Origin of the sequence: Candidatus Reidiella endopervernicosa, assembly GCF_013343005.1 — a bacterium.
Taxonomy (GTDB): domain Bacteria; phylum Pseudomonadota; class Gammaproteobacteria.
In genome coordinates this window covers 2085163-2107416 of record NZ_CP054491.1, presented here as the reverse complement: position 1 = coordinate 2107416, position 22254 = coordinate 2085163, and the positions used below count along the sequence as shown (strand labels likewise).

Below are 22254 nucleotides of genomic sequence, written 5' to 3'. Positions count from 1 at the left end.
GATAGAGAGAGGGAGGGAGTCGACAACAGCGATCAGCCCCCGCGGTTTTCCCAGACCTCGTCATCCTCGACCTCACCCTCTTCGGGGGTCCAGACCAGGTGGCCGATGTTGCGAAAGCGGGCGACCGACATCGCACCGCGTTTACTGCGTGCGCTTGAAGAACTGTTCTCGTTCAATGCCTCTTCGATGCTCTGGCGGTCAGCCTCGTAGATTTCGAAGCTCTCGAAATCCTCATTGAGCAGTACCAGCACCAGCAGATCCCACTCCTTATCGAGCTTGAGCTGACCAATGCGTTGACCGCCCTTCTTCTCATCGAAGATCGCCCGTGCCTTGATCTGCACCCGCTGGCCGTCACGCTTGCCGTGACCCACTGCATCAAAACCGCTAACAGGCTCCTTCTCCAGCTCCAGATCGAGATGGTGACAGGCATCGTGCAGGGCGATCTCACTGCTCACACCGCTCAACGTCTTGCCGGTCGCACGACGGTAGTCGGCCGCAATGCGGCGCGCCTCGGCGATCAGTTTATTGACGGAGTAGATGGACAAATCGGCTTCCCGCTGGATCTCGCTATTCAGTTGCATCGTTCTGCTGCTTCGTTAATAGTGCCACAATCTCATATAGATAGGTCGATTTCTTGACGTTTATTCATAGCGTCTCGCCTCTTTTTCTGCTGCACGGGCACCCTGCTCATTACCCTTACCACGACGCGCTGCAGCAACCAGTTCCCAACTACGCGCCTTGAGCGCACGTTTATTGCCGGAGAAGCTGATCGATTTCCGCGCAAGGCTCTCGGCCTGACCATAATCCTGCTGTCGCAGTCGCAACACGGCAAGGTTGTGCCAGAGCACTCCGTTGCGCGGCTCGATCCGCAACGCCCGCTCCAGCGAAGCGGCCGCCCCCTCCTCATCACCCTGGTTAAGCTGTTGCTTGGCACGTTTCATCAGCCCCAGCACGGCACTGTTGGTGGAGCCCGCTTCACTGCTACCGCTCGAACTGGAGCGACTGGGGGTGTAGGGAATGGCTGTCGCGACAACGACATCGTCACTACCACTTACTAGCGGCACCGCCTCGGTATCACTTGAACGACTACGTGCAGCAGGTGAAGTGCGTGACGACTTGAGCGCATCACGCTGGCGCAGATCCCACACCGGGTAGCCGCGATCAACCACTGGCGCACGCTCATCGCTAGAACCGCATGACCCGAACACGGTTCCACACCCCGATACCCAGGCTGCCAACACAACAACAATGAATCCCCTAACGACCACCATCAATTACCCCTTTAATCCAATCGACCGCCGACTCCAACGTCTTACCCACGCAGGGTCCGGCCGAACGCGGTTCGGTGCCGCGAATAAAGGGCAATTGTACGGCATCGGGACAGATTTTCTGCGTTCGCAGACCACTCTCCGGGTCGATCCAGTGCATACCGACTGAATCGGGGCGGGTGAGCGCAAGTGGTTCAGGATCGATACGCCCCATCAGATCACCCCACACCTTCAGAGCCCCCGAGGCACCGCTTAGCTTGGCCGGTTTATTATCGTCACGTCCCAACCAGACCACTGCCAACCGGTTGCCGGTAAAACCGGCAAACCAGCTATCACGCAGATCATCGGTAGTGCCCGTTTTACCCGCCGCCTTCACCTTGGCACGCATCGCCCACGACAGCGAACGGGCTGTCCCCTCCAAGACCACCTTCTGCAGTATTGTGTTGGTCAGGTAGATCGCCTCGGGAGGCAGGGCGGCCTCGACCTGCAACGAATAGCGCTGCAGCGCCTCTCCATTCACATCGAGTACCGCACGGATCGAGCGCAGCGGCGTGTGGAAACCGCCGCTGGCCAGCGTGTGGTAGAGCTGCGTCACCTCCAATGGTGAGAGCGCCAGGGTACCGAGCAGCATCGAAGGGAAACGGTCAATATCGCGTTCGACACCCAGCCGCTCAAGCGTCTCAGCAACGCGATCAAGCCCCACCGTCATACCAAGGCGTGCCGTGGAGAGATTGAGCGAGCGGCTCAGTGCGCCATAGAGCGGCACCTCGCCATACTCTTTATGGTCGTAGTTCTGTGGCTGCCAGAGGCTGCCGTCGTGGTTCTTCAGTGCAAACTTCTTATCTTCAAGCATGGTCGCGAGCGTGTAGCGCTGTTTCTGCATCAACGCCGTCAGATAGACCGCCGGCTTCACCAACGAACCGATAGGCCGTACCGCGTTCAGCGCACGGTTAAACCCGGCGTAACGCGCATGGCGACCGCCCACGGCAGCCAGTAGCTCTCCGCCTTCAATACCGGTGACCACCACCGCACCCTGCAGCTTGTTTTTGTCAATACCCTTCGCTGCCTCAAGCTGCTCTACACGCGATTTAAGCACCCGCTCCGCCTCGTTCTGAAGCTGAGGATCCATGGTGGTAAAGATGCGTAGCCCCTCAGAGGTGAGATCCTCGTCACGGTAGTCGCGCCTTAGCTGGCTGCGCACCACACCGATAAAGGCGGGATACTGGGTCACCCCACTAAAGCGCCCGCTACGCACCCCAAGCTTCTGCCGCTGCGACCAATCGGCTGTCCTGGCATCGATCATGCCCTGTTGCAGCATCAGATCGATCACCAGGTTACGTCGCTTTTTGGCCCGCTCGGGATGGCGGTGCGGATTGTAGTAGGAGGGTCCCTTGACCATGCCAACCAGCAGCGCGGTCTCGTGCAGTTTCAGATCGGCAACACGCTTCTCGAAATAGAACTGTGCGGCAAGCCCAAAGCCGTGCACACCACGACTACGATCCTGTCCCAGATAGACCTCATTGAGATAAGCCTCAAGGATCTCATCCTTCTCGTAGTGGGCATCAAGCAGGACTGCCATCACTGCCTCTTGCGCCTTACGGCTCAGGGTGCGTTCACTACTGAGATAGAAGTTCTTTACCAGCTGTTGGGTCAGGGTACTGCCGCCCTGCACCACCCGTCCGGCACGCAGATTGGCCCAGGCGGCACGCAGGATTGCAAGCGGTGAGACGCCGTGATGGTTGTGGAAGTTGCGATCCTCCACTGCGATTAGCGCCTGCTGCAATACGCGAGGCACCTCGCTCAGCTGCACCAGCAGCCGATCCTCATTATGTGAGGGGTAGATACCACCAATCTGCAGCGGATCGAGCCGTACCAGATCGAGCGACCGCCCAGCACCATCGGTGAGTTTGGAGACTTTGCCGTCACTGAAGCTGATACGTAGCTGCTGTTTCGGCTCCTCACCATCCCAGAAGGAGAAGGGACGTGAAGTGAGGATGAAGCGATTCGACTTGCGCAGGTAGCTGCCTGTTGCGGTCGGATTGGCCAGATTACGGTACTTGAGCAGTTTCAGCTCCTGATGGAACTGCTCGGCACCGATCGGTGCACCGACATAGAGTTCCATCGGTCGTGCATAGACAGTAGCCGGCAGTGCCCAGCGCTTGCCATCGAACTGCTGGCGTACGGTGTAGTCGAGGTAGAGGGTATAACCACCCCCCACCAACAGTACGATCAGAACGGCACGCCACAGAAAGGCACGCAGCAACGAACGTTTGGGCGGCTGTTTTGCCCGCCCACCGCGCTTTTTTCTACCCTGTGATCGTTTCCGTGCGGCCACGTTATCTAAACTCTCTCACGACATTCGCATCCGCTACGACTGGATGTATCCCTTCTCCATCAACCGCCGTTTGACCCGTTCACCAACACTGCGTCCCCACATCTGACCTAGATTTAGGCTGTCACGGGTGATTCCCGGCATCGCGGCGATCAATTTGCGGCCAAGTGGGCTTTGGTAAAACCGCACCAACGCCTTTACCTCTTCATGGGTCAGATGCTTGGCGTAGATCGGTACCACCAGCTCAATGAGCTCATCGGGCTTGAACTCCTTAATCACCTCATTCCAGAACTCATCAGGTACCTGAGGCAGGTTGCGACGATTGCTCTCCATCATGCTGCTAAATACCTGCATTCCGATCTTGTCAGACCCCGTCAACACCAGCAGCTTTCGGATCTCCTCCGCGCGCTCAACTGAAACTCGCTCACCAGCTGCACTCAACGGTGCCTGCCAACCAGAGAACAGCAACACCAATAACGACAACACTTTGATTTTCATAAACAATCCAGAAACCCATCGACTTCCAGGCGGTGGATACCACCCAGATGTGATCGCACTCTACCACACCCATCCCAAGGCAGCTTAAGCACCTCCTGACAGCCAATACCGAGATCTGTGAATCGGTTCACATAGCAACCATGACCTACGACACGAAGTTTCAGTGCCGGGATACCGATAATTAACTCAACGAAGGAAATAAAAGGTAAGGAGGGCGCAGCCATGATGGGAAAACTGATCCTCAACTCAATTTTGATCTATCTCTCAACCGATGCGGTACCGGTGATCTCTGAGAGTCTATTCACCGACCTCACTATGTATAGCGACCACATCACAGCGCTGGTTATCGCCTATCTGCTGATGCCATTTGCGAAGTCGATCTTCGAGCTGTAGTCGACCTGTAAAGATACGATACCGCCGCCCCTTGCCTCTAGTCGGAAGAGGCAGGAGATGAACATCCTCTTAACTCCTTCTCCTTTATCCCGATCATCAGACAGAAATAACTTGTTCAATCTGTTGTTGACCAGCGCACCTTCTGGCACCATCACTGGCTATCCAATTTCATACCGGGTCCCCGGTAAAAGCTGCAGATGGAATCAAACGAAGAGAAACTTCAGAGCTGGGTACAGAAGCTGAGCGAGACCGAGATGCCGGTCTTCACACATACCGCCAGCAAGCTCACCAGCGTCTCAGGCAGCAGCGACAGCTCAGCCGCCGAACTCGCCCGCATCATCCTGCAGGATGCGTCGATGACCGCACGCGTGCTTAAGGCCGCCAACAACATCTACTACAACCCCGGCAGCCGCAGTATCAATACCATCAGCCGCGCGGTGGTGGTACTCGGTTTTGAGGCGGTACGCAGCCTCTGTCTCTCAATCGCGATGATCGAATCGGTGTTGAAGGGGAGCAATCAGGAGCACGTCTCACAGGAGATGGCGCAGGCGTTTCATGCCGCAGTTCAGGCACGCGCCTTTGCCGAGAAACGCAACGACAAGTCACCTGAAGAGGTCTACATCGCCACCCTGCTGCACAATCTTGGCAGAATCGCCTTCTGGTCGTTTGCCAGTGACGCCGGCGAGACACTCGACGAAGCACTGAAACAGCCAGACGCCACCCCGGAGAGCGCTGAACAGGCGGCGCTCGGCTTCACACTGCGCGAACTCTCCTTTGGTCTCTGCAAGGAGTGGCAGCTTGGCGAGCTGCTCGAACACTCTCTCAGCCCTGTCCCAGGTAATAACCCTCGTACCAGTAACATCAACATGGGCTATGACCTGGCTCGCAGCGTTGAACAGGGCTGGAAAACACCCGAGGCGCTGGAGCAGCTCCGGGGAGTCGCTATTTTGCGAAAGTTTGTTTTGGGCATCCAAGCCCAAGCAAACAGCAAAAACTTCACGCGACCGTTTATGCCTGCGGCGCCCCGACCGTCCTGCGTACGTTGCGTAATCACCTCTTCGCGGCTCTACACAACTCCCTCAGTGACTCTACGCCGACATAAAGCCGCTGCTGCATCTTCTCCGTCGTTCGCTCGCGCCTCAACTACGAATAGGCAGACGGCGTCGACTATCGGGGACTAACGCCCTCACTTCGCTCTCCATGGCGGTCAGCGAGAGAAGGTCTCTGAACTACTGTTAATGCCGCTCGATCAGACCAAACGACTGGTCGAGGAGAACGCCGAACACGCCGTTGAGATCGCCCGTATGTACGGTGCACAACACGCCAGCACCCTGATTCCACAGCCGGTACAACAGCCACCTCAGAAAGAGGAGATAAGCACCACCAAGGGAGGTCTACAGGACAACTATCCCGAAGCCGACCCGATGCTGTAGCTCAGCATCCTGCGCGAGCTCGCTGCTACCATCGATAGTGGTAATGACGTCAATCTGCTGATTGAGATGGTACTGGAGGGAATATCACGTGGCGTCGGTATGGATCGAGTGCTGTTTGCCATGCTCACGCCCGATCGGAAACTGCTCAAGGCGCGTTATACGGTGGGATGGGATGCGATTAAATTGAAGCAGGAGTTCAGTTTTGACGTACTACCCGAGAGCGCCAACGTCTTCCGCTACCTACTCGAAACGGGTGAGGCGATCTATGTCGACTCCCACTCTCCCTACAACATCAGAATAATGGTGACGGAGAGCGTTAAGGAGATCGTCGACGATGCTCCCTTCTTTGCCATGCCAATCAAAGTGGCTGGCAGAACCATCGGCATTTTCTACGCTGATCGAAAACCGAGCAAGCGTGAACTTAACGAAGAGCTCTACTCAAGTTTCAAACACTTCTGCCAGCAGGCGATGCTCGGCATTGCCCACATCTCGGCACGCCACTAGATGATCCTAACTGCCCCCCTAGGGGGGCTATCAGGCGCTTTCAGTCAGCGTTGCATTCAACGCCAACTTAAGAGCCACTTCAGGCGGCGCTACTGCGATAGTTATACATCCGTCCCTGCACAAACTCCTGCTGCTTAACCAGCTCCTGCACATTAGGCTGATCAACAAACTGTGCCAGGGTGATGGTGCCGAGGAAGTTGTGGATCTGATCGCTGAGGTCGTTCCACAGCGTCTGGGTCAGATCTTCACCCTCTGCAGTCGGCTGTCGAGCTGCATTCGCCTTCTCATCGACAGCGGTAATAATCTGATCGATTGTAATATCGCTACTCGGGCGACCCAGACGGTAACCACCACCCGGTCCACGTAGCCCCTCAACCAACCCATGCTTGCGCAGCTTGGCAAACAGCTGCTCAAGATATGAGAGCGAAATACCCTGGCTATATGAGATATCGGCCAGCGTAACCGGTCCATAACGATCGTGAATAGCGATATCCATCATAGCGGTAACCGCGTAACGACCTTTGCTCGACAGTTTCATCATCAATCTCCTTGTTCCGTGTCATTTAGCAGGACCAATAACCAACCCCTGCTCTCGGATATAAACTTACTAATCAGGATAAGGGATCGTCAAGGCAATGTGCAGTATTTATGAATTGTTAACATTTCTTGCAAAAACATAGTGTTACAAGATGTTACAGAATGTTAATTACCTGCAATAACAGCGCCTTACGGCCACTCTTTACGACCCTTCTACTAGTAAATAAAGACAAAAAAGAGGGGATTTGTAACCTCAGGACACATCGTTGTGACAATGTTTAACAATTGCCACATAAAACCGGGGAGTCGCTATTTTTGCGAAAGTTTGTTTTGGGCATCCAAGCCCAAGCAAACAGCAAAACTTCACGCGACCGTTTATGCCTGCGGCGCCCCGACGTCCTGCGTACGTTGCGTAATCACCTCTTCGCGGCTCTACACAACTCCCTCAGTGACTCTACGCCGACATAAAGCCGCTGCTGCATCTTCTCCGTCGTTCGCTCGCGCTCTCAACTACGAATATACAGACGGCGTCGACTATCGGGGACTAACCGCCCTCACTTCGCTCTCCATGGCGGTCAGCGAAAGCGGAAAACAGTCGCAAGAGAGACCGATTAACCGCTATTTTCTACTGACCGAAAACGCCGATATGAGACTCAGATCGACTTGTAAGAATGCAACCGCAGCGGCTCAGCCACTCAGAATCCGTGGCCAGCGTTCATGAACCGCGCTCTCCAATTCCGGTTCTACCGTGACTATATAGATACGTTGCTCACTACCATCACGCGCTACCAGGCCCTGAATCCACTGTCCGCGTACCAGATCAAACCAGTGGCTCTGCCCCTCGATATCGCGCTCCATAAAGCTCTTCAGTGGCAGCTTAACCGGCACCGGAAACCAGCGATCCCAGCGACCACCGTAGATTGAGTCGAGCCGTGCCCAGCCACCCAGTGGCAGCACGCCACGCTGCTCTTGGCGCCGTCCCCACGGCAGCAGCGCCACCGATCCCGAACGCTGCCGGACCGGTAGCTTCGCCTTCGGATTGGGGAAATAGAATCGGGTATCGAGCCCGTTATGGGTGTAGTAGACGCCGCCGCACATAACCGAAGCGCCTCTCAGACCGTCTTACGGTGACCGAATGGCTTCCATGCCGGTGCGATCACGTTGGGCATTGAAGAGCGCTGCAGCAGCCGCGCCGGGGCGAGGTTGAACTCACCATAGCGATCATTGACCGCATCCATTACCTCGTTGGTGTTCTCTCTTTGCATCACCGGAACAGCAGCAGCGAAGAGGTCACCCTGCGAGGCAAGCGGTTTCGGATCGAGCGCCGTCACCTGTACCTGATGAATCCCCTCACCCAGCCACTGCTCATTCAGTACCCGACGACAGAGCGCCATGATCGCGCCACCATCACTGCACGGCAGCTCCAGCTTCAGCTTGCCGCCAATCCACCCCTCAGCACCCCGCAGACCGATGAAGAACTTCATCGCCTCCATCTCATGGCGACGCAGTCGGGCGGCAACCTTCTCGCTCATATGCAGCAGATAGGTTTCAAGCACCGTCCGCTCGCGGGTATTGGGCGGTACCACCTTGCCGTGACCAACACTCTTTGGCGCTGCCACCGTCATCTGCAGTGGGTCGGGATCGGCCCCCTGCGCCATGTACCAGATGCGTCGCCCCAGATTGCCAAAACGGCGCGCCAGCACACTGATAGGTAACTGCTCCATATCGCCGCAGTTGTGCACCCCGTGCTGGGCAAGGAAGTCACCAATACCGCGGGCGATGCCACACAGCTCCGTTACCGGCACATCGTGTAGCCGCGCCTTCGCCTCCCAGGGCGGAATCACTGTCAGTCCATCGGGTTTGTTGAGCTTGGCGGCGTACTTAGCGGTGGTCTTATCACCGCTCACACCCACCGAGCAGAGCACCTTGGAGACCTCAAAAACGCGCTGCTTAACCCGTTTGGCAATCTGCTCTGGGTGTCCCAGCAGCCGCTGGCAGCGGGTCACATCGAGAAACGCCTCATCAACGGAGAAGACCTCAATATCGGGGGTGATATCTTCCAATGAGACCATGATCGCGGCTGATGTCTCCGCATAGCGCTCTGGGCGTGCCGGAGACTGAATCAGATCGGGACAGAGTCGACGCGCCTCTTTCAGACGCATGCCGGTATGTACACCGTAGGCACGTGCCTCGTAGGAGCAGGTGATGATGCGGCTCCCCTGCAGGCCGTTGGTGATCGCCACCGGTCGCCCTCGCCACTCGGGACAGTCACGCTGCTCAACCGAGGCAAAAAAGGCGTTCATATCGACCATGATGATTGCCCATGGCCAGTGGGTGAACGACTCCCCCATCAGCGGTAGCTGCGCAGCTGTGCCGAGACCACACCCTGGATCTGTACCCGTCCGGCGGGAAAGATCATCGGCCGCATCGCACGGTTGGCGGGGATCAGGGTAATGGTGCCGTCGGGGCTCTGTTTAATCCGTTTCAGTGTCGCCTCTTCACCGTCGATCAGCGCCACCACAATCTCCCCGTCACGTGCCGTGTTGCAGCTGCGCACCACCACCATATCACCGCTGAGAATACCGGCATCAACCATAGAATCGCCCTGAACTTTCAGTACAAACTGATTGTTTCCAATGAAAAACTCAGTCAGATCTATCTCATTCTGATCGGGGATCGCCTCGATCGGTAGACCAGCAGCAATCTTACCCAACAGTGGCAGCGTAACGGCCGTTTCCACCCCCTTCTCTCCACCCTGTGCAACCAGCTGAATACCACGGTGACGCCCCGCCAACAATTCAATCTCGCCCGCATCACTGAGCGCCTGCACGTAACGGTGCACCACCCCTTTCGACTGGATACCGATCCCCGCAGCGATCTCGGAGAGCGTCGGCGCGTGATCCTCACGGGCGATGAAGTCGCGGATGAAATCGAGTGTCTTCTGTTGGCTGCGGGTCAGCATGGCTGCTCTCCTCTGTGAACTATAACAAGAGTAGAGAACTTTATGAGAACGATCAAGCAGAAATAGAAAATCGGGCCTTATCGTACGAGGCTACGACGCAGCCAATAACCTCCTGTCAGTAACGTATACCGAACGGTTTATAACCGTAGATAGCATTGAGGTGATGCAGAAAGGCGTGCTGTCCGTGATCACTCCAAAGCTCGGTCACCTCTGCATCTATCTCCGCATAACGCTCAATAAGCGCTTCGGTACCGGGAGTCGCTATTTTGCGAAAGTTTGTTTTGGGCATCCAAGCCCAAGCAAACAGCAAAACTTCACGCGACCGTTTATGCCTGCGGCGCCCCGACCGTCCTGCGTTCGTTGCGTAATCACCTCTTCGCGGCTCTACACAACTCCCTCAGTGACTCTACGCCGACATAAAGCCGCTGCTGCATCTTCTCCGTCGTTCGCTCGCGCTCTCAACTACGAATAGGCAGACGGCGTCGACTATCGGGGACTAACCGCCCTCACTTCGCTCTCCATGGCGGTCAGCGTCGGTTGTCGCATCGACTCGACCCTGCGCGATCGATGCAATCAACTCCAACCAGGTGCGACTCACCCCCATAATGAAGTGTGGCCATGAACGCTGCACCGCCTCAGACCAGCTGGCATCACTCGTGGCCGAGAGCTGCCACGCATCCCCACCATAATCACTCCGAATCACCCCTTCCAACACCCTCGTATCACGCAGTGAAGCCACCAACTCACTACTCTCAAGCTCCTCTGTTACCGCATCGGCCACCTCCTCCGTTGCGTAGAAGATGAAACTAAAACGATGCCCGGCTAAATCACGACTTGCACGTCGATGAAAACGCCACAGTGGTATCTCTGATTGAAAAGTTAACAGCGTGGGAGCGACCACGCGATGGGCGATTAACGTATCGATATGCCAACGAGCCTTTTCACCCTCAGGCCAGACCTGCTTAAAGCGCACGGCATGCCACGCACCATCACGCGCCTCGGGAACCAACAGATTCAAGGCCGAACGGTTAGCCTGAGTCGATGGGACGGACGAGCAGGCAGAGACCACCGCCAGTAGTAATAGGGCCACAGCCCCCCTGATTATCACCATGCATTTAACTCCACTGCCTATCCATTCCTGTCTATGGCCATCGCAAGCAGGCCTCCCAAGGGCGTTCGATAGGGTATAGCTGGCTCAATCACTCTTGCAATCCAACCGCCGCCCGGTAAAAACAGTGCCGAGCCCACCATGAGCCTCTGTGGCCGTGGCTGCAGCCCCCCTATCCACCGTTTTACGGTGGTCAGATCATCCCAGCGAGCCCCCGTATAACCACCCCGCCCCGCCTTCTGCCGATATAGCAGACTGTGGCGATTGAGTAGCCCGAGCACCACACCACGACGAGTAACACGCCACATCTCCTGCAGGGCACGCGCCGGATCGTCAACGAAGCAGAGGGAGGTGACGGCGACAGCGTAGTCGAAACTGTTATCGGCAAACGGCAGTGACAGCCCACTGCCCTCTACATAGTCGATACCGCCACCCAGAGTGCGAGCGTAATCGAGGGCATTTTGGTCCGGATCGAGACCGGTGACGACAAGACCCGCAGCAGCGTAGCGGCGGGCAAAGTGTCCGGTGCCGGTGCCGAGATCAAGCAGAGTGGCGCCCGGCTCCATCGGCATCAGCCGCCGCAGCAGCCTGAACTCCCGCTGTGCGACCCAGCAACCACGCGAGGTGTGGTACCACGCCTCGTACTCCGCCGGGGTCATACCGCCCTCACTCCAGCGCGCGCTGGCGCTGCAGCAGATCGTAGGCCCCTTTGATGTGCAGCAGATCGCCATCCAGCGCTGGTTGGCCGTGCCACCACTGATAATCGGGGGACTGATGGGCCACTCCCAGACGCAGATTGGTCAGATGTTGTTGCAGCTCGAGGTAGTACGCTTCCATCTCCAGCAGTGAGTCGGCCGGGAACTCGGCACGCGCGCGGAGCAGCAGTTGCTCCGCCTCGCGCGCCTTCATCATTCCCAGCTCTATCATCTGCTTACCGTTGGTGATCAGCGTTCTAACGTAGCGTGAGGAGTGACAACGATTGCAGTTCTGACGCATCCGCTCTGGATTGGATGGCGCATGGGCCCGCTCCGTATGGCAACCGACACAGTCGGGACTGCGCCCGACCGGACCGTTACCGAGCCGAGCCAGCACGCCGTGCTTGGAGGTGGCGTAACTGTGTACTGCCGGGCTCTTCTCAGCGTGGCACTCACTGCACTGCGCCTGGCTAAACGGCCCCTCAGGAAGCCCATCGGCCGCCGCACCCCGGCCAGCAACAGCACTACGAGCACAAACAGACGCATCAGTTATGCTCCCGGTTAAACTCAGTGTATTCACCCTCACGCCACCAGGGACCAGCGGCGGGACGCTTGTCCAAAGCAGCCCGCTCCGCCTCCCCAAACTGCGTAGCTGTGCAGCCCTCTTTTGATCTGCCGCAGCGACTGACTCATCGCCGTATGCCCCTGATCGACATACCCCTTCGCACCGTGCGCCGCCCCTTTGTAGGCACCAAGATTGTCGAAGTACCACATCCGCTGACCGCCATGGAGAGCGAAGTGAGGGCGGTTATTAGTCCCCGATAGTCGACGCCGTCTGCCTATTCGTAGTTGAGAGCGCGAGCGAACGACGAAGAAGATGCAGCAGCGGCTTTATGTCGGCGTAGAGTCAGTGAGGGAGTTGTGTAGAGCCGCGAAGAGGTGATTACGCAACGAACGCAGGACGTCGGGGAGCCGTAGGCATAAACGGTCGCGTTAAGTATTTGCCGCTTGCTTGGGCTTGGATGCCCAAAACAAACTTTCGCAAAAATAGCGACTCCCCGGTCAAAGTAGTCACGCTCGATGGGTGAGACGTTGTAGAAGGCGGAGGCCTGCCCTTCAAAAAACCGATACGTTCACGCTGGATCAGCGCATCGATCGCATCCAGCGGATAGGGTGGCCGCTCATCGGCAGCGGGGTGCAGCAGATCATCACTGCGTAGCGCCTTGAGCTGGCGCTCAGCCTCATAGAGCATCGACCAGGCCTGTTTACGTTCGGCATCCAGCCCTGCCAACTGCTGGCGCGACCACTCCGCTTCGTGGCAATCGGCACAGAGCTCCACCCACTGATCACGACGCACGCTATTGGCAGAGTTCAGAGGGTTGACCTGCTTGAGGCCAAACTTCCAGATGCTCTTATCGGCCACCTGATGTTTACCGCCACCCATGTGACAGTAGGCACAGCTGGGGCCCTTGTAGTTGCCCTTGCTCAGCGGTTTACTCCAGTCCACTCCTGCCCTCGGCCAGATAGAGCTGGCCGTGGGCGGAGGCAAAGGTCTCATCATCGGGATGGGGCGGACCGGAGTGACAGGTAATGCACGCCTCGGGACGGCGCGCCTCGGCGGCGCTATAGAGATGCCGGGTATGACAGGAGTCGCACTTGGTTGCCACCGAGTGACACTGCACACATGCAGTCACCTCGGCCTTGGGTTTGTCGACAAAGTGCTGGCATCCAGCGCCGCTCCATCGCCAGTGCGTGGCTTGGGAAACCGTAACGACGCTCATCAACAAACTGATCATGCTGTTGGACTGTGACAACCACCACACATCGGGTGTCGGCATTCTCAGCGCCTGATGGTCGTTACCGTGACGCTGGAGCAGTAGATCGGCCCTTCACCCGAGGCGGGTTGCGAATGCCCACTGGCACGCCAGTCGGCGACAATACCGGGGTGACCGACTCATGGCAGGTGACACACTCACGGCCCTCAAATTCACCACTTATCGACTCGACCGACTGGTAGAACTGATCGGGGTGCCAGTAGCCAAATCCCTCAACCGGCTGCCACTGGCGCGAGTAGAGCCCGTCTCCCTCGCCTCCTTTGCTCCACTCGACAAAGTAGTAACCGCTCGGGACCAACACCGCGAGCAGTAGCAGGGGGATGTAGATATAGCGCACCCGTTGTCGCATCACACGCCCCGTCTCTCTGGCTGCGGTTCAGCACGACCGTCCTGCCGCTGGCCATACCGCCAGCGCCACAGCCCGACCACTACCAATAGCAGAAAGGGGCCGAGGGCCAGCCAGGTCCCAGAGCGAGGCAGCTGCAAGCGATGCGTTGCCTCCGGTTCGTACTGTCGGCGGCACCCGATATCGCCTCTGCAGAGGGAGAACTGAGCGAGGCCTGCTGCAGGTAGGCGAGGATCGTCAGCTGCGTCTCGGGGCTGAGCGGAGCCCGTTTCATCACCTCTCGGTTACGCGCCATCCGCGCCATCACCATCGGCCACTCATCAGCACTGTGTTGCGCCGGATCGGGTAGCGCGTGACAGCCACTACAGTGTTGCTGATAACTCTTCTCCCTAAAGCCGCCACTGAAGTGTCTCATCGGCTGCAGGGCGTTGGTGTTCAGATAGGCCTGAATCTGCAGGCTCTCGCCCTGGGTCGGCACCTCCACCCGCCCCAGCAGCGCACCAAAACGACTGGAGACCTCCATCAGGGTATCCATTCGCTCCAGCACCTGCGGCCACTCGACAGCGGTATGTCGGCCCGGCCCCGGCAGGTTGTGGCACTGGGCGCAGTAGCGCTGCATCAACAGGGCTCCGGGGTGATCGGATTGCGGGAGTTGCTCTATCGACATACCCGGCGGCATCTTCTCCGGGTAGAGGGTGCAGAGATCCATACCGCCCCAGTCGTGTCCCGCCACGGCCTGACCGGCCGTCAGAAGTGTGAACAGCAGTAGCAACCACCTCACTGCAGGCTCCCCGCTTCTCTGGCAGCAACCATCACCGATGTCTGAGAGTCCGATTTTTCTATTCTGGATCGTCCAGCGATGAGACGTCGCAGCGGTTTGAAGTCGCTCACTATCGCCTCGGCTGCCCTGCGCCCTGCCGCCACGGCGGTCACAACCAGATCAGGACCGTGGCTGTTATCACCGCCAGCGTAGATTTTCAGATGGCTGGTACGCCCCATCGAATCGGTGCGAACCACACCACTCTCTTCACACTCAACGCCGAAGCGTTGCAGCCACGGCTGCGGTGCCGGAAGCTGACCGATGGCACTGATCACTGCATCACACTCAAGCCGCTGCGACTCACCCGCCACGTTCAGCTCAATCGCAGTAACGCCCTGCTCGCCCTCGATTCTCTCAACGGTCGTCTCATAACAAAACTCGACCCCCTCATCACGAGCACTCTGCTGCTCCCTGGATGAGGCGCGCATTACCGAGTCACAACCACGGTAGGCCACCGTTACCGAGACCGCGCCCTGACGAACCGCCGCTCGGGCACAATCCATGGCGCTATCACCGCCGCCAATGACCACCACCCGCCTGCCGCGCAGCTCATCGCCGCCACCCACACGATTGACCGCCGCCAGATAGCTAAGCGCATCCTGAACGCCCGCCAGCTCAGCCCCCGAAACCTGCAGGGGACGCGACTGCTGCGCACCGGTGGCAAGAAAGAGCGCATCGCCCTCATCAAGTAGCCGCCGCATCACGACCTCATCCACCCTCTGACCGAGATGGAACTCCACGCCCGCCGCCTTAAGATGGCGATAACGCAACGTTACGTGGGACTTCTCCAGTTTGAACGGCGGGATACCGGTCGTGAGCAATCCGCCCACCAGCGGCTCTTTATCGTAGAGGGCGACGCGAAAACCACCACGTACCAGCTGATCGGCACAGGCAAGCCCCGCAGGTCCGGCCCCGACTATGATCACCCGTTTACCGTTATCTGCCATCTGGCCCAGCTCCGGGCGCCAGCCGTTGTATAGCGTTTCATCGCTGATATAGCGTTCGATGGCACCAATGGTGACCGCCCCCTCCGGGGTACGGGCCTTGGTACACCCCCCCTCACAGAGACGCTGCTGCGGACAGAGACGGCCGCAGAGATCAGGGAAGTTACTGGTGGTATGGGCGATGACGGCAGCCCGTTCGATCTCACCGGCAGCAGTCGCCTCCAGCCATTCAGGGATACGGTTACCCAGCGGACAGGCGTGGCTGCAACCCGGCACACCGCAGTCGAGACAGCGCGCCGCCTGACGCTGGATCTCAGCCAGCGAAGGTCGCTCTTCGATCTCGTGCCAGTCGCCGCCTCGTTCATTTGCACGACGTGTTGTCATCTCCTGCCGCTCAACCGGTGCGGGTGGCGTGCGTTTGAGCAGATGAGAACCGTTTTGCACCAGATTTGGTCGCAGCAGATTACGTGCATCGCGAAACTCCAACGCATCGGTGGGACAGGAGACGACACAGCGGCCGCACCCCATGCAGTCCTCGATACCAGTCACCCGGCCGCTCTGCCTGCCCTGCTCCCAGACCGGAATTCCCATGTCGCACACCTGCTCGCAGCTGCGACAGTCGATGCACTTATCGGTATCCATCTTGATGCCGTAGGGACCGGCGTGGTTGAGCAGACCGAAGGTGGCGCCAAAGGGGCAGAAGTAGCGACAGTAGTTGCGGTTACCCGTTAGCGGGGCAAGGAAGAAGGTGCCAAAGTAGGTCAGTGCAACGATGGCGTAGAAGCCGCCGACAAAACTCACCGTCCAGCTATTGGGCGGGTACTGGGTGACGATCATCACCCCGACGTAGTAGATAAAGAAGAACCACTTGCTGTGACGCAGCCGCCACGCCCACTTGGAACGCGGGGTGCGATCGCGAAAGGAGAAGCCGACCGTCTCGCGGATACCGACACAGGGGCAACCCCAGCCGCAGATCACCCGCCGCCCGAAGAGAAACACCAGAGCCAGCACCAGAAAGAAGGTGATGGTGCCGGGGGTATGCAGTGAGGGGAATACAGGCTGCGCCCAGAGGAAACCGACATAGGGTTCGGTGAAGGGCGTCAGCCACGGGATCAGCCACCAGAAGCCTGTAACCACTGCCACCAGCACCATTAGTCGCTTGCGTGTGTAGGGGTTCTGCTCGGCAACGATACGCCAGATGCCGAAGCCGAGGATGATGGCGTACTCGGTATAACGGTTGAGCCAGATCGGGTTTTCAAACCAGAACAGCCAGCTCTCGTTGAGCCAGCCGACGAAGGCAAGGGTAAAGGCGGCCAGACTGAACAGCTGTACCCAGAGACGGTAACGTGAGGGCATGCTGCCCTGATTCAGAGACGTAGCGGACCTCGGCTGATGAGACAGCAGCGGTGACACCTCTTCAGTCTGTTGCACTACACCCATCTCACCCTCTGCCAGTCACCCCTGTTAGAAGCGCATCACCTGATCGCTCCCTTAACCCAGATCGAGCCGATTGCCCCAGCAGGACCAATAGGCAGCGACAATCGGCTCACTGCTGATCCTCCTTCGCCTCACCCCACTGGCGACGGTTGATCACATACTCACTCGTCTTGCCCTTAAAGGGGAGCAGCAGCATGCCGGGGAACCAGCTCACCTCTTTGGGAGTACGGTACTTGTGGATACCGATCGTCATGCCCTGATGGCCAGCGCGCGGCTGATCGCGGTAGGTGCCAAAGAGACGGTCCCACCAGGAGAGATTGAAGCCGAAGTTGCTGTTCGCCTCATCATCCTCAACCGAGTGGTGAACACGGTGCATATCGGGGGTCACCACCAGCCAACGCAGTAGACGATCGAGTCCCGCTGGCAGACCCACATTGCCGTGGTTGAACATCGCCATCGCGTTGAGTACCACCTCGAAAATGATCACTGCCACCACTGGCGGGCCGAGCACCACGATAGTGGCGAACTTGATCAGCATCGAGAGGATGATCTCGATGGGGTGGAAACGGGCACCAGTGGTGACGTCGTAGTCGAGATCGGCGTGGTGCATGCGGTGCAGGCGCCAGAGCATCGGGACTGCGTGCACCAGCACATGCTGCAGGTAGATAATGAAATCCATCGCCACTACCGAGAGCACCACCGCCAACATAAACGGTATCTGGTAATAGTTGAGCAGCCCCCAACCGTTCTCCGCGGCGAAGGCCGCCACGCCTACCGCTGCGGCGGGAAACAGCACCCTGACCAGAAAGCTGTTGAAAAAGACAATGCCGAGGTTGTTGATCCAGCGAACCGACTTGGAGACGGTCAGCGCCCGACGAGGGGCCGCAATCTCCCACAGTGCCATCACCACCAGAACACCAAAGAAGAAACCCATCCGCACCGGTTTCTCATTGGCCATCAGCCACTCGGTAAACGCCACACTTGCCTCCTAGATAGAAATAGATTGAGCTGCTATGCTCAACGGAGCAGTTATTATTCAATAGATTACTTGAATATTAGAATAGTTGATGGGGATTCTATGTCAACCGGTGGTTTTAAGCAGGACCTCTTCGCCCAGTTTGCCCGTGTCGGTAAGGCGCTCAGCAACGGTAATCGGCTTGAGATTCTGGAGTTTCTTGCCCAGGGCGAGCGCAGTGTCGAAGCACTCTCCAAGGTGGCCGGGCTTACGGTGGCCAACACCTCACAACACCTGCAGCAGCTACGCCAGACCGGGCTGGTCAGCTGTCGGAAAGAGGGACTGAAGGTCTACTACAGCCTCAGCGGGGATGATGTTACCGAGCTATTCAAGGCACTCCGCAGCGTTGCCGAGCGACGTCTGGCCGATGTCGATCGACTGGTCGAGAGCTATCTCACCACTAAGGACAGTCTCGAACCGGTAGCACGTACCGACCTGCTCGAGCGTGCACGTGACGGACTGGTCACGGTGCTCGATGTACGTCCCCCCGAGGAGTACGAGGCGGGCCATCTGCCGGGTGCGGTCAACATCCCCCTCGCCGATCTCGAGCAGCATCTTGATGAACTCGACCTGGAACATGAAGTGGTCGCCTACTGCCGTGGTCCCCACTGCATTCTCGCCTTCGATGCCGTGGCGCGTCTACGCGAACAGGGTTATACGGCACACCGACTGGAGGATGGATTCCCCGAGTGGCAGCTGGCAGGTTTACCGGTGGAGAAGACGACAAGTCACTAGCTAGAGGAGACCAAGCGCGTAATTATCTGAACGGCAACAGACCTTCGTAATAGTTGCTGCGATGGCTATGTCACACCCATTAAACCGGGCACAATCAAGCGAGCAAAAAAAACAGCACGAAATCAGCGAGCTGACCATTCCCGCTGAAGTTCGCACCGTCTACCGTTCCTTTTATGATTTTCCTCTTATAGCTTGTCGCGCCCCCTCCTCTGCACCAGCACGCGACTAACAGCGAAGCTCGATAACAGTAGCAGCCACAGCGGTTGAACAGCACCACTGCCACTTGAACTCGCCGTGCTGCTCATAACCGAGACCCCGCCCGGATCAACCACCCTGTTGTTCGCCAAACCATCAGCATCGTTGGCACCACCGTCCTCAATGATCAGCTGCACACACCAGTCCCCTTCATTCAGACCGGCACTATAGGCCGCATCCCCTGGAGGTGGGCAGAAACCCTCCTCACCAAGCGCAGAGGCCAGTGTATTATTGGCATCCTCAACAAAGTTGAACCAGCCACCCGATTGTTGCTTGCGATAGACGGCATTGGCCGGAACAGCAGCATGCTGCGGAACGACAATAGTGACCGACTGCCCCGCCACCGGTAGACCATCGACAGTAAAGTCGAACAGCCCTCCAGTGTAGCTATGCTCACCGTCAGCAACAGCTCCCGCACCGTCGTTACCGTGGCTAACAATCTCCTCCTCGCTAACGCCTGCCTTGCCTTCTCCGGCGCGTAACGCGACGCTACCCAGGGTCAAGATTAGGCCTGGCTCGGTTTCAACAATATACCGATCCTCGGTTAGCGCCATCTCCTGCAGCACATTACCCTGTAAATTGGCATTGTCGAGGTAGTCGGGTATACCGTCGCCATCACTGTCACCAGCACCTTCCACATCATCATCAACACCGTCACCATCACTGTCGGTTGCCGTTAGCACCGGCATTGTGGCAACCACGTTCAGAGTCAACTCGGCACTATTAGTCAAGTTACCGCTATCGGTGGCAGTTACCTGCAAGATATAGGTACCCGCAGTGGCTGGTGTAAAGGTAAAGGTACTGTTGCCTGCCCCATCCGTATCGGTGAGCCCATTATCGGTGCCACTCCAGTCATAGCTGTGGGTATCGGCCGGATTAGGGTCCGTCACTGTCGCTGTGACCACCACATCGGCACCACCTTGCTCGACCAACACTGCCCCTACAACAGCACCTTGATCGGCACTCCACAGACACATCGGGGCTACGTTCCTCGTAGATTGATAGAGCATGGGTCACTATTGGCCCCAGTACCGCGTTGGTTGGATCGCCTAGAGTAACGATCAAGCTCTCCATCCCCTCACCCGCTCCATCATCCACCACATTGACAGTTACGGTCGTTGAGAGGTTAGGCGAGGTAATCGTCACACTCCCGTCTACCAGATCGTGGTCTGAGCCATCAGTCAGCGCCGTACCTGAAACAGAGTAAGGCACTGTCACCGGATAGGTGACTGCCGGGCCGTTAAGCATCACTTCAAAGGTGGCCGACGCACCCTCTGCCGTAACCTGGTCTTTGCCCAGCTCCACCAGTGGGGTGACATTGACACTCTGTGTCGCCGTTCCGGTATTACCCGCCGCATCGGTGGCACTCCAGGTAACAGTGTTTTCGCCAGGGGCAAAGTGCGTCGGGGCATCTGAGGTCACACTGACATCACCATCCAGATCATCAACCGCCGTGGCACTACCGATAGTGACTAGCGTAAAGAGACCCTCTGCATCAACATTCACATCGGCAGGCGGAGTGACTACAGGTGGGTAGTCATCAGCCATTGCATCACTGTCGGCCAGGAACTCATCGTAGTTACTGACCCCATCGCCATCGAGATCGGTGTCACGATCCGTTGCATCAAGCTTATTAAGACCGTTGGCATCCTCATAAGTGTTGAGCATGCCGTCACCGTCGATATCCAGATCACTGCTATCGCCAATAGAGTCGCCATCCAGATCACCATCCACGGCATCAATAGCAGAGCTGCTGGTGGACTCTGGCGTTCCGCCAAGGTCGGTGTAACTGACCGTAACGGTAATTGCACTTCCCGCATCAGCAACCTGCAGCGTGTAGTCAACCGAATTGGCATCGGTGATATCACTACCCGCGCGTTTCCACTGATAACTAAAACTACCCAAACCGTCTGCATCACTGATTGTCGTGGTAACCGCGCGGAGTACATCAGCCACGACGGGAGGGGTTTGGCCGCCGCTGATGGTGACGTCCCCAACGAGCGGATCGTTCACCGCTGTCACACTGAGAGAGAGAGAGAGAGTCGACGTGGCCCCGCTGTTGCCGTTCACATCACGCCCCACCACGGTAATGGAACGGGTGGTGGTGTCGGGGTTCTCGGAGCTGTTGCTGTACCGCAACTCTTGCAATGCCGCCTCGTAATTGTTGTCAGTATCGGAACCGCTCAGGGTAATCACCGTGGCGCTGGTGTAGGTGGCGGTGATACCCACCCCCTTGGCGCCCGCACCACCGGAAAGGTTGATGGTCTCACCCGCATCCAGCGGATTGGTCAGGGTCAGGGTGATGGTCATCAGATTGAGGTTGTCGCCATCAGGCTCGGTCACGGTGGCGCTATCGGCTTATTGCCGTCACCCTCGGTATAGCTGGCCGCGGGCAGGGTCACGACCGGCGCGGTCACCACGCTCACGGTGGCGGTGGCAGTGGCGGAGCTCAGGGCACCGTCGTTGACCACCACATTCACAGTACGGCTGCCGGTGGTGATATCGACGGCCGCATCGGTGTTGTTGTATTGCACACCGCGCAGGATGCTCTGATAGGTGGCAGACGTAGCGTTACCACTAACGGAAAGCACACCGGTTCCGACGGTATAGCCCACGGTCAGCCCCGAGGCAACGGTGGTGGCAGCCGCATTGAGCGACAGGCTCTCCACCCCATCCCCATCCGGTCGCGCGGTTAGAGTGGCGGTCATTGAGGCAATCTGGTCTCCCACATCCACATCGCTCACGGTGGCATCGCTGTTGGCTGGTCGCCACCGCACCGCCAGCAGAGAGCTGGTGCTGTAGTTGACACCGCCGCTGGAGGCGTCGAGGTCGGTCTCGGCGCCCATTGACATCGTAATGGTCACGCTCAACACCGCATCGTGTTGTTACCTCGGATATCGCTGGCGCGCACGGTATGTTGTGAGAGGCGTTGGTCTCCGGTCGAGAAGCGAGCCGTTGCACGGTTACGGCTCCCGCCGCGTTAATGGCGAAGCGGCCACTCGCAGTATCGGTTGGAAAAGCATCGCGAGAGGCGAGACCGGCCCACGGGATGGTATCGGCGCGCTGTTCGTCATCAACGGCTCAAGCGCACCTGTTGGGGCCGGGACGTTTGGCATCAACTCGTCGGCATGGTGATG

At 58.0% G+C, this 22254-nt stretch carries 28 protein-coding genes; 8 read left to right on the top strand and 20 right to left on the bottom strand.

Features of this window, described 5'->3' with window-relative positions:
- Positions 1-32: 32 nt before the first annotated feature.
- From HUE57_RS11760 to HUE57_RS11745, 4 genes are read right to left on the bottom strand one after another with little or no spacing between them, the layout of a single operon-like run.
- Complete coding sequence (locus HUE57_RS11760; RefSeq protein ID WP_236725617.1) at positions 33-581, bottom strand: hypothetical protein; 549 nt, start codon at positions 579-581, stop codon at positions 33-35.
- Positions 582-641: 60 nt separating this feature from the next.
- Positions 642-1208 (bottom strand): tetratricopeptide repeat protein, encoded by a 567-nt coding sequence (locus tag HUE57_RS11755; protein WP_172840083.1) that lies wholly within the window; start codon positions 1206-1208, stop codon positions 642-644.
- Positions 1209-1257: 49 nt separating this feature from the next.
- A complete protein-coding gene (gene mrcB / locus HUE57_RS11750) occupies positions 1258-3603 on the bottom strand; it encodes a penicillin-binding protein 1B (RefSeq protein ID WP_135621960.1) in 2346 nt (781 codons plus the stop codon).
- Positions 3604-3636: 33 nt separating this feature from the next.
- Complete coding sequence (locus HUE57_RS11745; protein WP_078482571.1) at positions 3637-4098, bottom strand: DUF2059 domain-containing protein; 462 nt, start codon at positions 4096-4098, stop codon at positions 3637-3639.
- 222 nt (positions 4099-4320) lie between these two features.
- Between HUE57_RS11745 and HUE57_RS11740 the strand changes: the two genes are divergently transcribed.
- From HUE57_RS11740 to HUE57_RS11725, 4 genes are all read left to right on the top strand, one after another.
- Positions 4321-4491, top strand: coding sequence for a hypothetical protein (locus tag HUE57_RS11740; RefSeq protein WP_174673243.1), 171 nt, complete (start codon positions 4321-4323; stop codon positions 4489-4491).
- 197 nt (positions 4492-4688) lie between these two features.
- Positions 4689-5672, top strand: coding sequence for an HDOD domain-containing protein (locus HUE57_RS11735; RefSeq protein WP_174673242.1), 984 nt, complete (start codon positions 4689-4691; stop codon positions 5670-5672).
- Positions 5673-5729: 57 nt separating this feature from the next.
- Positions 5730-5924 (top strand): hypothetical protein, encoded by a 195-nt coding sequence (locus HUE57_RS11730; RefSeq protein ID WP_174673241.1) that lies wholly within the window; start codon positions 5730-5732, stop codon positions 5922-5924.
- Positions 5925-5930: 6 nt separating this feature from the next.
- Entirely contained in the window at positions 5931-6428 is a 498-nt protein-coding gene (locus HUE57_RS11725) for a GAF domain-containing protein (protein ID WP_320416293.1), read from the top strand.
- 79 nt (positions 6429-6507) lie between these two features.
- On the opposite strand, the gene HUE57_RS11720 is transcribed toward HUE57_RS11725, so the two are convergent.
- On the bottom strand, positions 6508-6966 hold the full coding sequence (locus tag HUE57_RS11720; RefSeq protein WP_078482575.1) for an Rrf2 family transcriptional regulator: 459 nt from the start codon (positions 6964-6966) through the stop codon (positions 6508-6510).
- A gap of 324 nt (positions 6967-7290) precedes the next feature.
- Between HUE57_RS11720 and HUE57_RS11715 the strand changes: the two genes are divergently transcribed.
- On the top strand, positions 7291-7686 hold the full coding sequence (locus tag HUE57_RS11715) for a hypothetical protein (RefSeq protein ID WP_174673240.1): 396 nt from the start codon (positions 7291-7293) through the stop codon (positions 7684-7686).
- Here the strand turns inward: HUE57_RS11715 and HUE57_RS11710 are convergent.
- Genes HUE57_RS11710 through lexA form a run of 3 tightly spaced genes read right to left on the bottom strand, consistent with a single transcriptional unit; the run spans position 7653 to position 9927 of the window.
- Positions 7653-8063, bottom strand: a complete 411-nt coding sequence (locus HUE57_RS11710) for a hypothetical protein (protein WP_174673239.1) — start codon at positions 8061-8063, stop codon at positions 7653-7655. The two genes, HUE57_RS11715 and HUE57_RS11710, sit on opposite strands and share 34 nt — an antisense overlap.
- 14 nt (positions 8064-8077) lie before the next feature.
- Entirely contained in the window at positions 8078-9316 is a 1239-nt protein-coding gene (locus tag HUE57_RS11705; RefSeq protein WP_174673238.1) for a DNA polymerase Y family protein, read from the bottom strand.
- Positions 9316-9927, bottom strand: coding sequence for a transcriptional repressor LexA (lexA, locus tag HUE57_RS11700; RefSeq protein ID WP_078484016.1), 612 nt, complete (start codon positions 9925-9927; stop codon positions 9316-9318). The genes HUE57_RS11705 and lexA overlap by 1 nt, the downstream gene beginning before the upstream one ends.
- A 184-nt stretch (positions 9928-10111) precedes the next feature.
- Here lexA and HUE57_RS11695 point away from each other — a divergent pair, with 184 nt between their 5' ends.
- On the top strand, positions 10112-10399 hold the full coding sequence (locus HUE57_RS11695; RefSeq protein ID WP_174673237.1) for a hypothetical protein: 288 nt from the start codon (positions 10112-10114) through the stop codon (positions 10397-10399).
- A gap of 24 nt (positions 10400-10423) precedes the next feature.
- Here the strand turns inward: HUE57_RS11695 and HUE57_RS11690 are convergent, their stop codons facing one another.
- Genes HUE57_RS11690 through HUE57_RS11680 form a run of 3 tightly spaced genes read right to left on the bottom strand, consistent with a single transcriptional unit; the run spans position 10424 to position 12310 of the window.
- A complete protein-coding gene (locus HUE57_RS11690) occupies positions 10424-11038 on the bottom strand; it encodes a hypothetical protein (RefSeq protein ID WP_174673236.1) in 615 nt (204 codons plus the stop codon).
- Positions 11039-11055: 17 nt separating this feature from the next.
- Complete coding sequence (locus HUE57_RS11685) at positions 11056-11694, bottom strand: class I SAM-dependent methyltransferase (protein ID WP_078484014.1); 639 nt, start codon at positions 11692-11694, stop codon at positions 11056-11058.
- A gap of 7 nt (positions 11695-11701) precedes the next feature.
- Positions 11702-12310 (bottom strand): cytochrome c3 family protein, encoded by a 609-nt coding sequence (locus tag HUE57_RS11680; protein ID WP_174673235.1) that lies wholly within the window; start codon positions 12308-12310, stop codon positions 11702-11704.
- A 32-nt stretch (positions 12311-12342) separates the two neighbouring features.
- On the opposite strand from HUE57_RS11680, the gene HUE57_RS11675 reads away from it, so the two are divergent.
- Positions 12343-12555, top strand: a complete 213-nt coding sequence (locus tag HUE57_RS11675) for a hypothetical protein (protein WP_174673234.1) — start codon at positions 12343-12345, stop codon at positions 12553-12555.
- A gap of 118 nt (positions 12556-12673) precedes the next feature.
- Here HUE57_RS11675 and HUE57_RS19145 read toward each other — a convergent pair whose 3' ends face one another.
- The 6 genes from HUE57_RS19145 to HUE57_RS11655 all read right to left on the bottom strand — a co-directional run bounded on the left by HUE57_RS19145 (position 12674) and on the right by HUE57_RS11655 (position 18046).
- Positions 12674-13237: a multiheme c-type cytochrome gene (locus tag HUE57_RS19145; protein ID WP_272901964.1), complete on the bottom strand. Its 564-nt coding sequence runs from the start codon at positions 13235-13237 to the stop codon at positions 12674-12676.
- Positions 13224-13568, bottom strand: a complete 345-nt coding sequence (locus tag HUE57_RS19655; RefSeq protein ID WP_272901963.1) for a multiheme c-type cytochrome — start codon at positions 13566-13568, stop codon at positions 13224-13226. Before HUE57_RS19655 ends, HUE57_RS19145 begins: the two co-directional genes overlap by 14 nt.
- A gap of 19 nt (positions 13569-13587) precedes the next feature.
- On the bottom strand, positions 13588-13914 hold the full coding sequence (locus HUE57_RS19140; protein ID WP_236860579.1) for a hypothetical protein: 327 nt from the start codon (positions 13912-13914) through the stop codon (positions 13588-13590).
- Between the two features lie 79 nt (positions 13915-13993).
- Positions 13994-14683 (bottom strand): hypothetical protein, encoded by a 690-nt coding sequence (locus HUE57_RS11665; protein WP_174673233.1) that lies wholly within the window; start codon positions 14681-14683, stop codon positions 13994-13996.
- Between the two features lie 5 nt (positions 14684-14688).
- Positions 14689-17031, bottom strand: coding sequence for an FAD-dependent oxidoreductase (locus HUE57_RS11660; RefSeq protein WP_174673232.1), 2343 nt, complete (start codon positions 17029-17031; stop codon positions 14689-14691).
- A 190-nt stretch (positions 17032-17221) separates the two neighbouring features.
- Positions 17222-18046: a sterol desaturase family protein gene (locus HUE57_RS11655; RefSeq protein ID WP_078484998.1), complete on the bottom strand. Its 825-nt coding sequence runs from the start codon at positions 18044-18046 to the stop codon at positions 17222-17224.
- A 144-nt stretch (positions 18047-18190) separates the two neighbouring features.
- Here HUE57_RS11655 and HUE57_RS11650 point away from each other — a divergent pair, with 144 nt between their 5' ends.
- Entirely contained in the window at positions 18191-18862 is a 672-nt protein-coding gene (locus HUE57_RS11650; protein ID WP_078484995.1) for an ArsR/SmtB family transcription factor, read from the top strand.
- A 185-nt stretch (positions 18863-19047) separates the two neighbouring features.
- On the opposite strand, the gene HUE57_RS11645 is transcribed toward HUE57_RS11650, so the two are convergent.
- The 3 genes from HUE57_RS11645 to HUE57_RS11635 are packed head-to-tail and all read right to left on the bottom strand — an operon-like array spanning position 19048 to position 21981.
- Positions 19048-20052: a PKD domain-containing protein gene (locus HUE57_RS11645; RefSeq protein ID WP_174673231.1), complete on the bottom strand. Its 1005-nt coding sequence runs from the start codon at positions 20050-20052 to the stop codon at positions 19048-19050.
- Complete coding sequence (locus HUE57_RS11640) at positions 19994-21460, bottom strand: Calx-beta domain-containing protein (protein WP_174673230.1); 1467 nt, start codon at positions 21458-21460, stop codon at positions 19994-19996. Before HUE57_RS11640 ends, HUE57_RS11645 begins: the two co-directional genes overlap by 59 nt.
- A complete protein-coding gene (locus tag HUE57_RS11635; RefSeq protein ID WP_174673229.1) occupies positions 21457-21981 on the bottom strand; it encodes a hypothetical protein in 525 nt (174 codons plus the stop codon). The genes HUE57_RS11640 and HUE57_RS11635 overlap by 4 nt, the downstream gene beginning before the upstream one ends.
- Positions 21982-22254: the final 273 nt, after the last annotated feature.

Bases quoted from the DNA above. Each gene is read 5' to 3' on its own strand.
- HUE57_RS11730 (WP_174673241.1), top strand. From the start codon at position 5,730: ATGCCGCTCGATCAGACCAAACGACTGGTCGAGGAGAACGCCGAACAC.
- lexA (WP_078484016.1), bottom strand. From the start codon at position 9,927: ATGCTGACCCGCAGCCAACAGAAGACACTCGATTTCATCCGCGACTTC.
- HUE57_RS11720 (WP_078482575.1), bottom strand. From the start codon at position 6,966: ATGAAACTGTCGAGCAAAGGTCGTTACGCGGTTACCGCTATGATGGAT.
- HUE57_RS19140 (WP_236860579.1), bottom strand. From the start codon at position 13,914: ATGCGACAACGGGTGCGCTATATCTACATCCCCCTGCTACTGCTCGCG.
- HUE57_RS11650 (WP_078484995.1), top strand. From the start codon at position 18,191: ATGTCAACCGGTGGTTTTAAGCAGGACCTCTTCGCCCAGTTTGCCCGT.
- HUE57_RS11740 (WP_174673243.1), top strand. From the start codon at position 4,321: ATGATGGGAAAACTGATCCTCAACTCAATTTTGATCTATCTCTCAACC.
- HUE57_RS11760 (WP_236725617.1), bottom strand. From the start codon at position 581: ATGCAACTGAATAGCGAGATCCAGCGGGAAGCCGATTTGTCCATCTAC.
- HUE57_RS11685 (WP_078484014.1), bottom strand. From the start codon at position 11,694: ATGACCCCGGCGGAGTACGAGGCGTGGTACCACACCTCGCGTGGTTGC.
- HUE57_RS11690 (WP_174673236.1), bottom strand. From the start codon at position 11,038: ATGGTGATAATCAGGGGGGCTGTGGCCCTATTACTACTGGCGGTGGTC.
- HUE57_RS11655 (WP_078484998.1), bottom strand. From the start codon at position 18,046: ATGGGTTTCTTCTTTGGTGTTCTGGTGGTGATGGCACTGTGGGAGATT.
- HUE57_RS11660 (WP_174673232.1), bottom strand. From the start codon at position 17,031: ATGCCCTCACGTTACCGTCTCTGGGTACAGCTGTTCAGTCTGGCCGCC.
- HUE57_RS11735 (WP_174673242.1), top strand. From the start codon at position 4,689: ATGGAATCAAACGAAGAGAAACTTCAGAGCTGGGTACAGAAGCTGAGC.
- HUE57_RS19655 (WP_272901963.1), bottom strand. From the start codon at position 13,568: ATGCCGACACCCGATGTGTGGTGGTTGTCACAGTCCAACAGCATGATC.
- HUE57_RS11745 (WP_078482571.1), bottom strand. From the start codon at position 4,098: ATGAAAATCAAAGTGTTGTCGTTATTGGTGTTGCTGTTCTCTGGTTGG.
- HUE57_RS11710 (WP_174673239.1), bottom strand. From the start codon at position 8,063: ATGTGCGGCGGCGTCTACTACACCCATAACGGGCTCGATACCCGATTC.
- HUE57_RS11705 (WP_174673238.1), bottom strand. From the start codon at position 9,316: ATGGGGGAGTCGTTCACCCACTGGCCATGGGCAATCATCATGGTCGAT.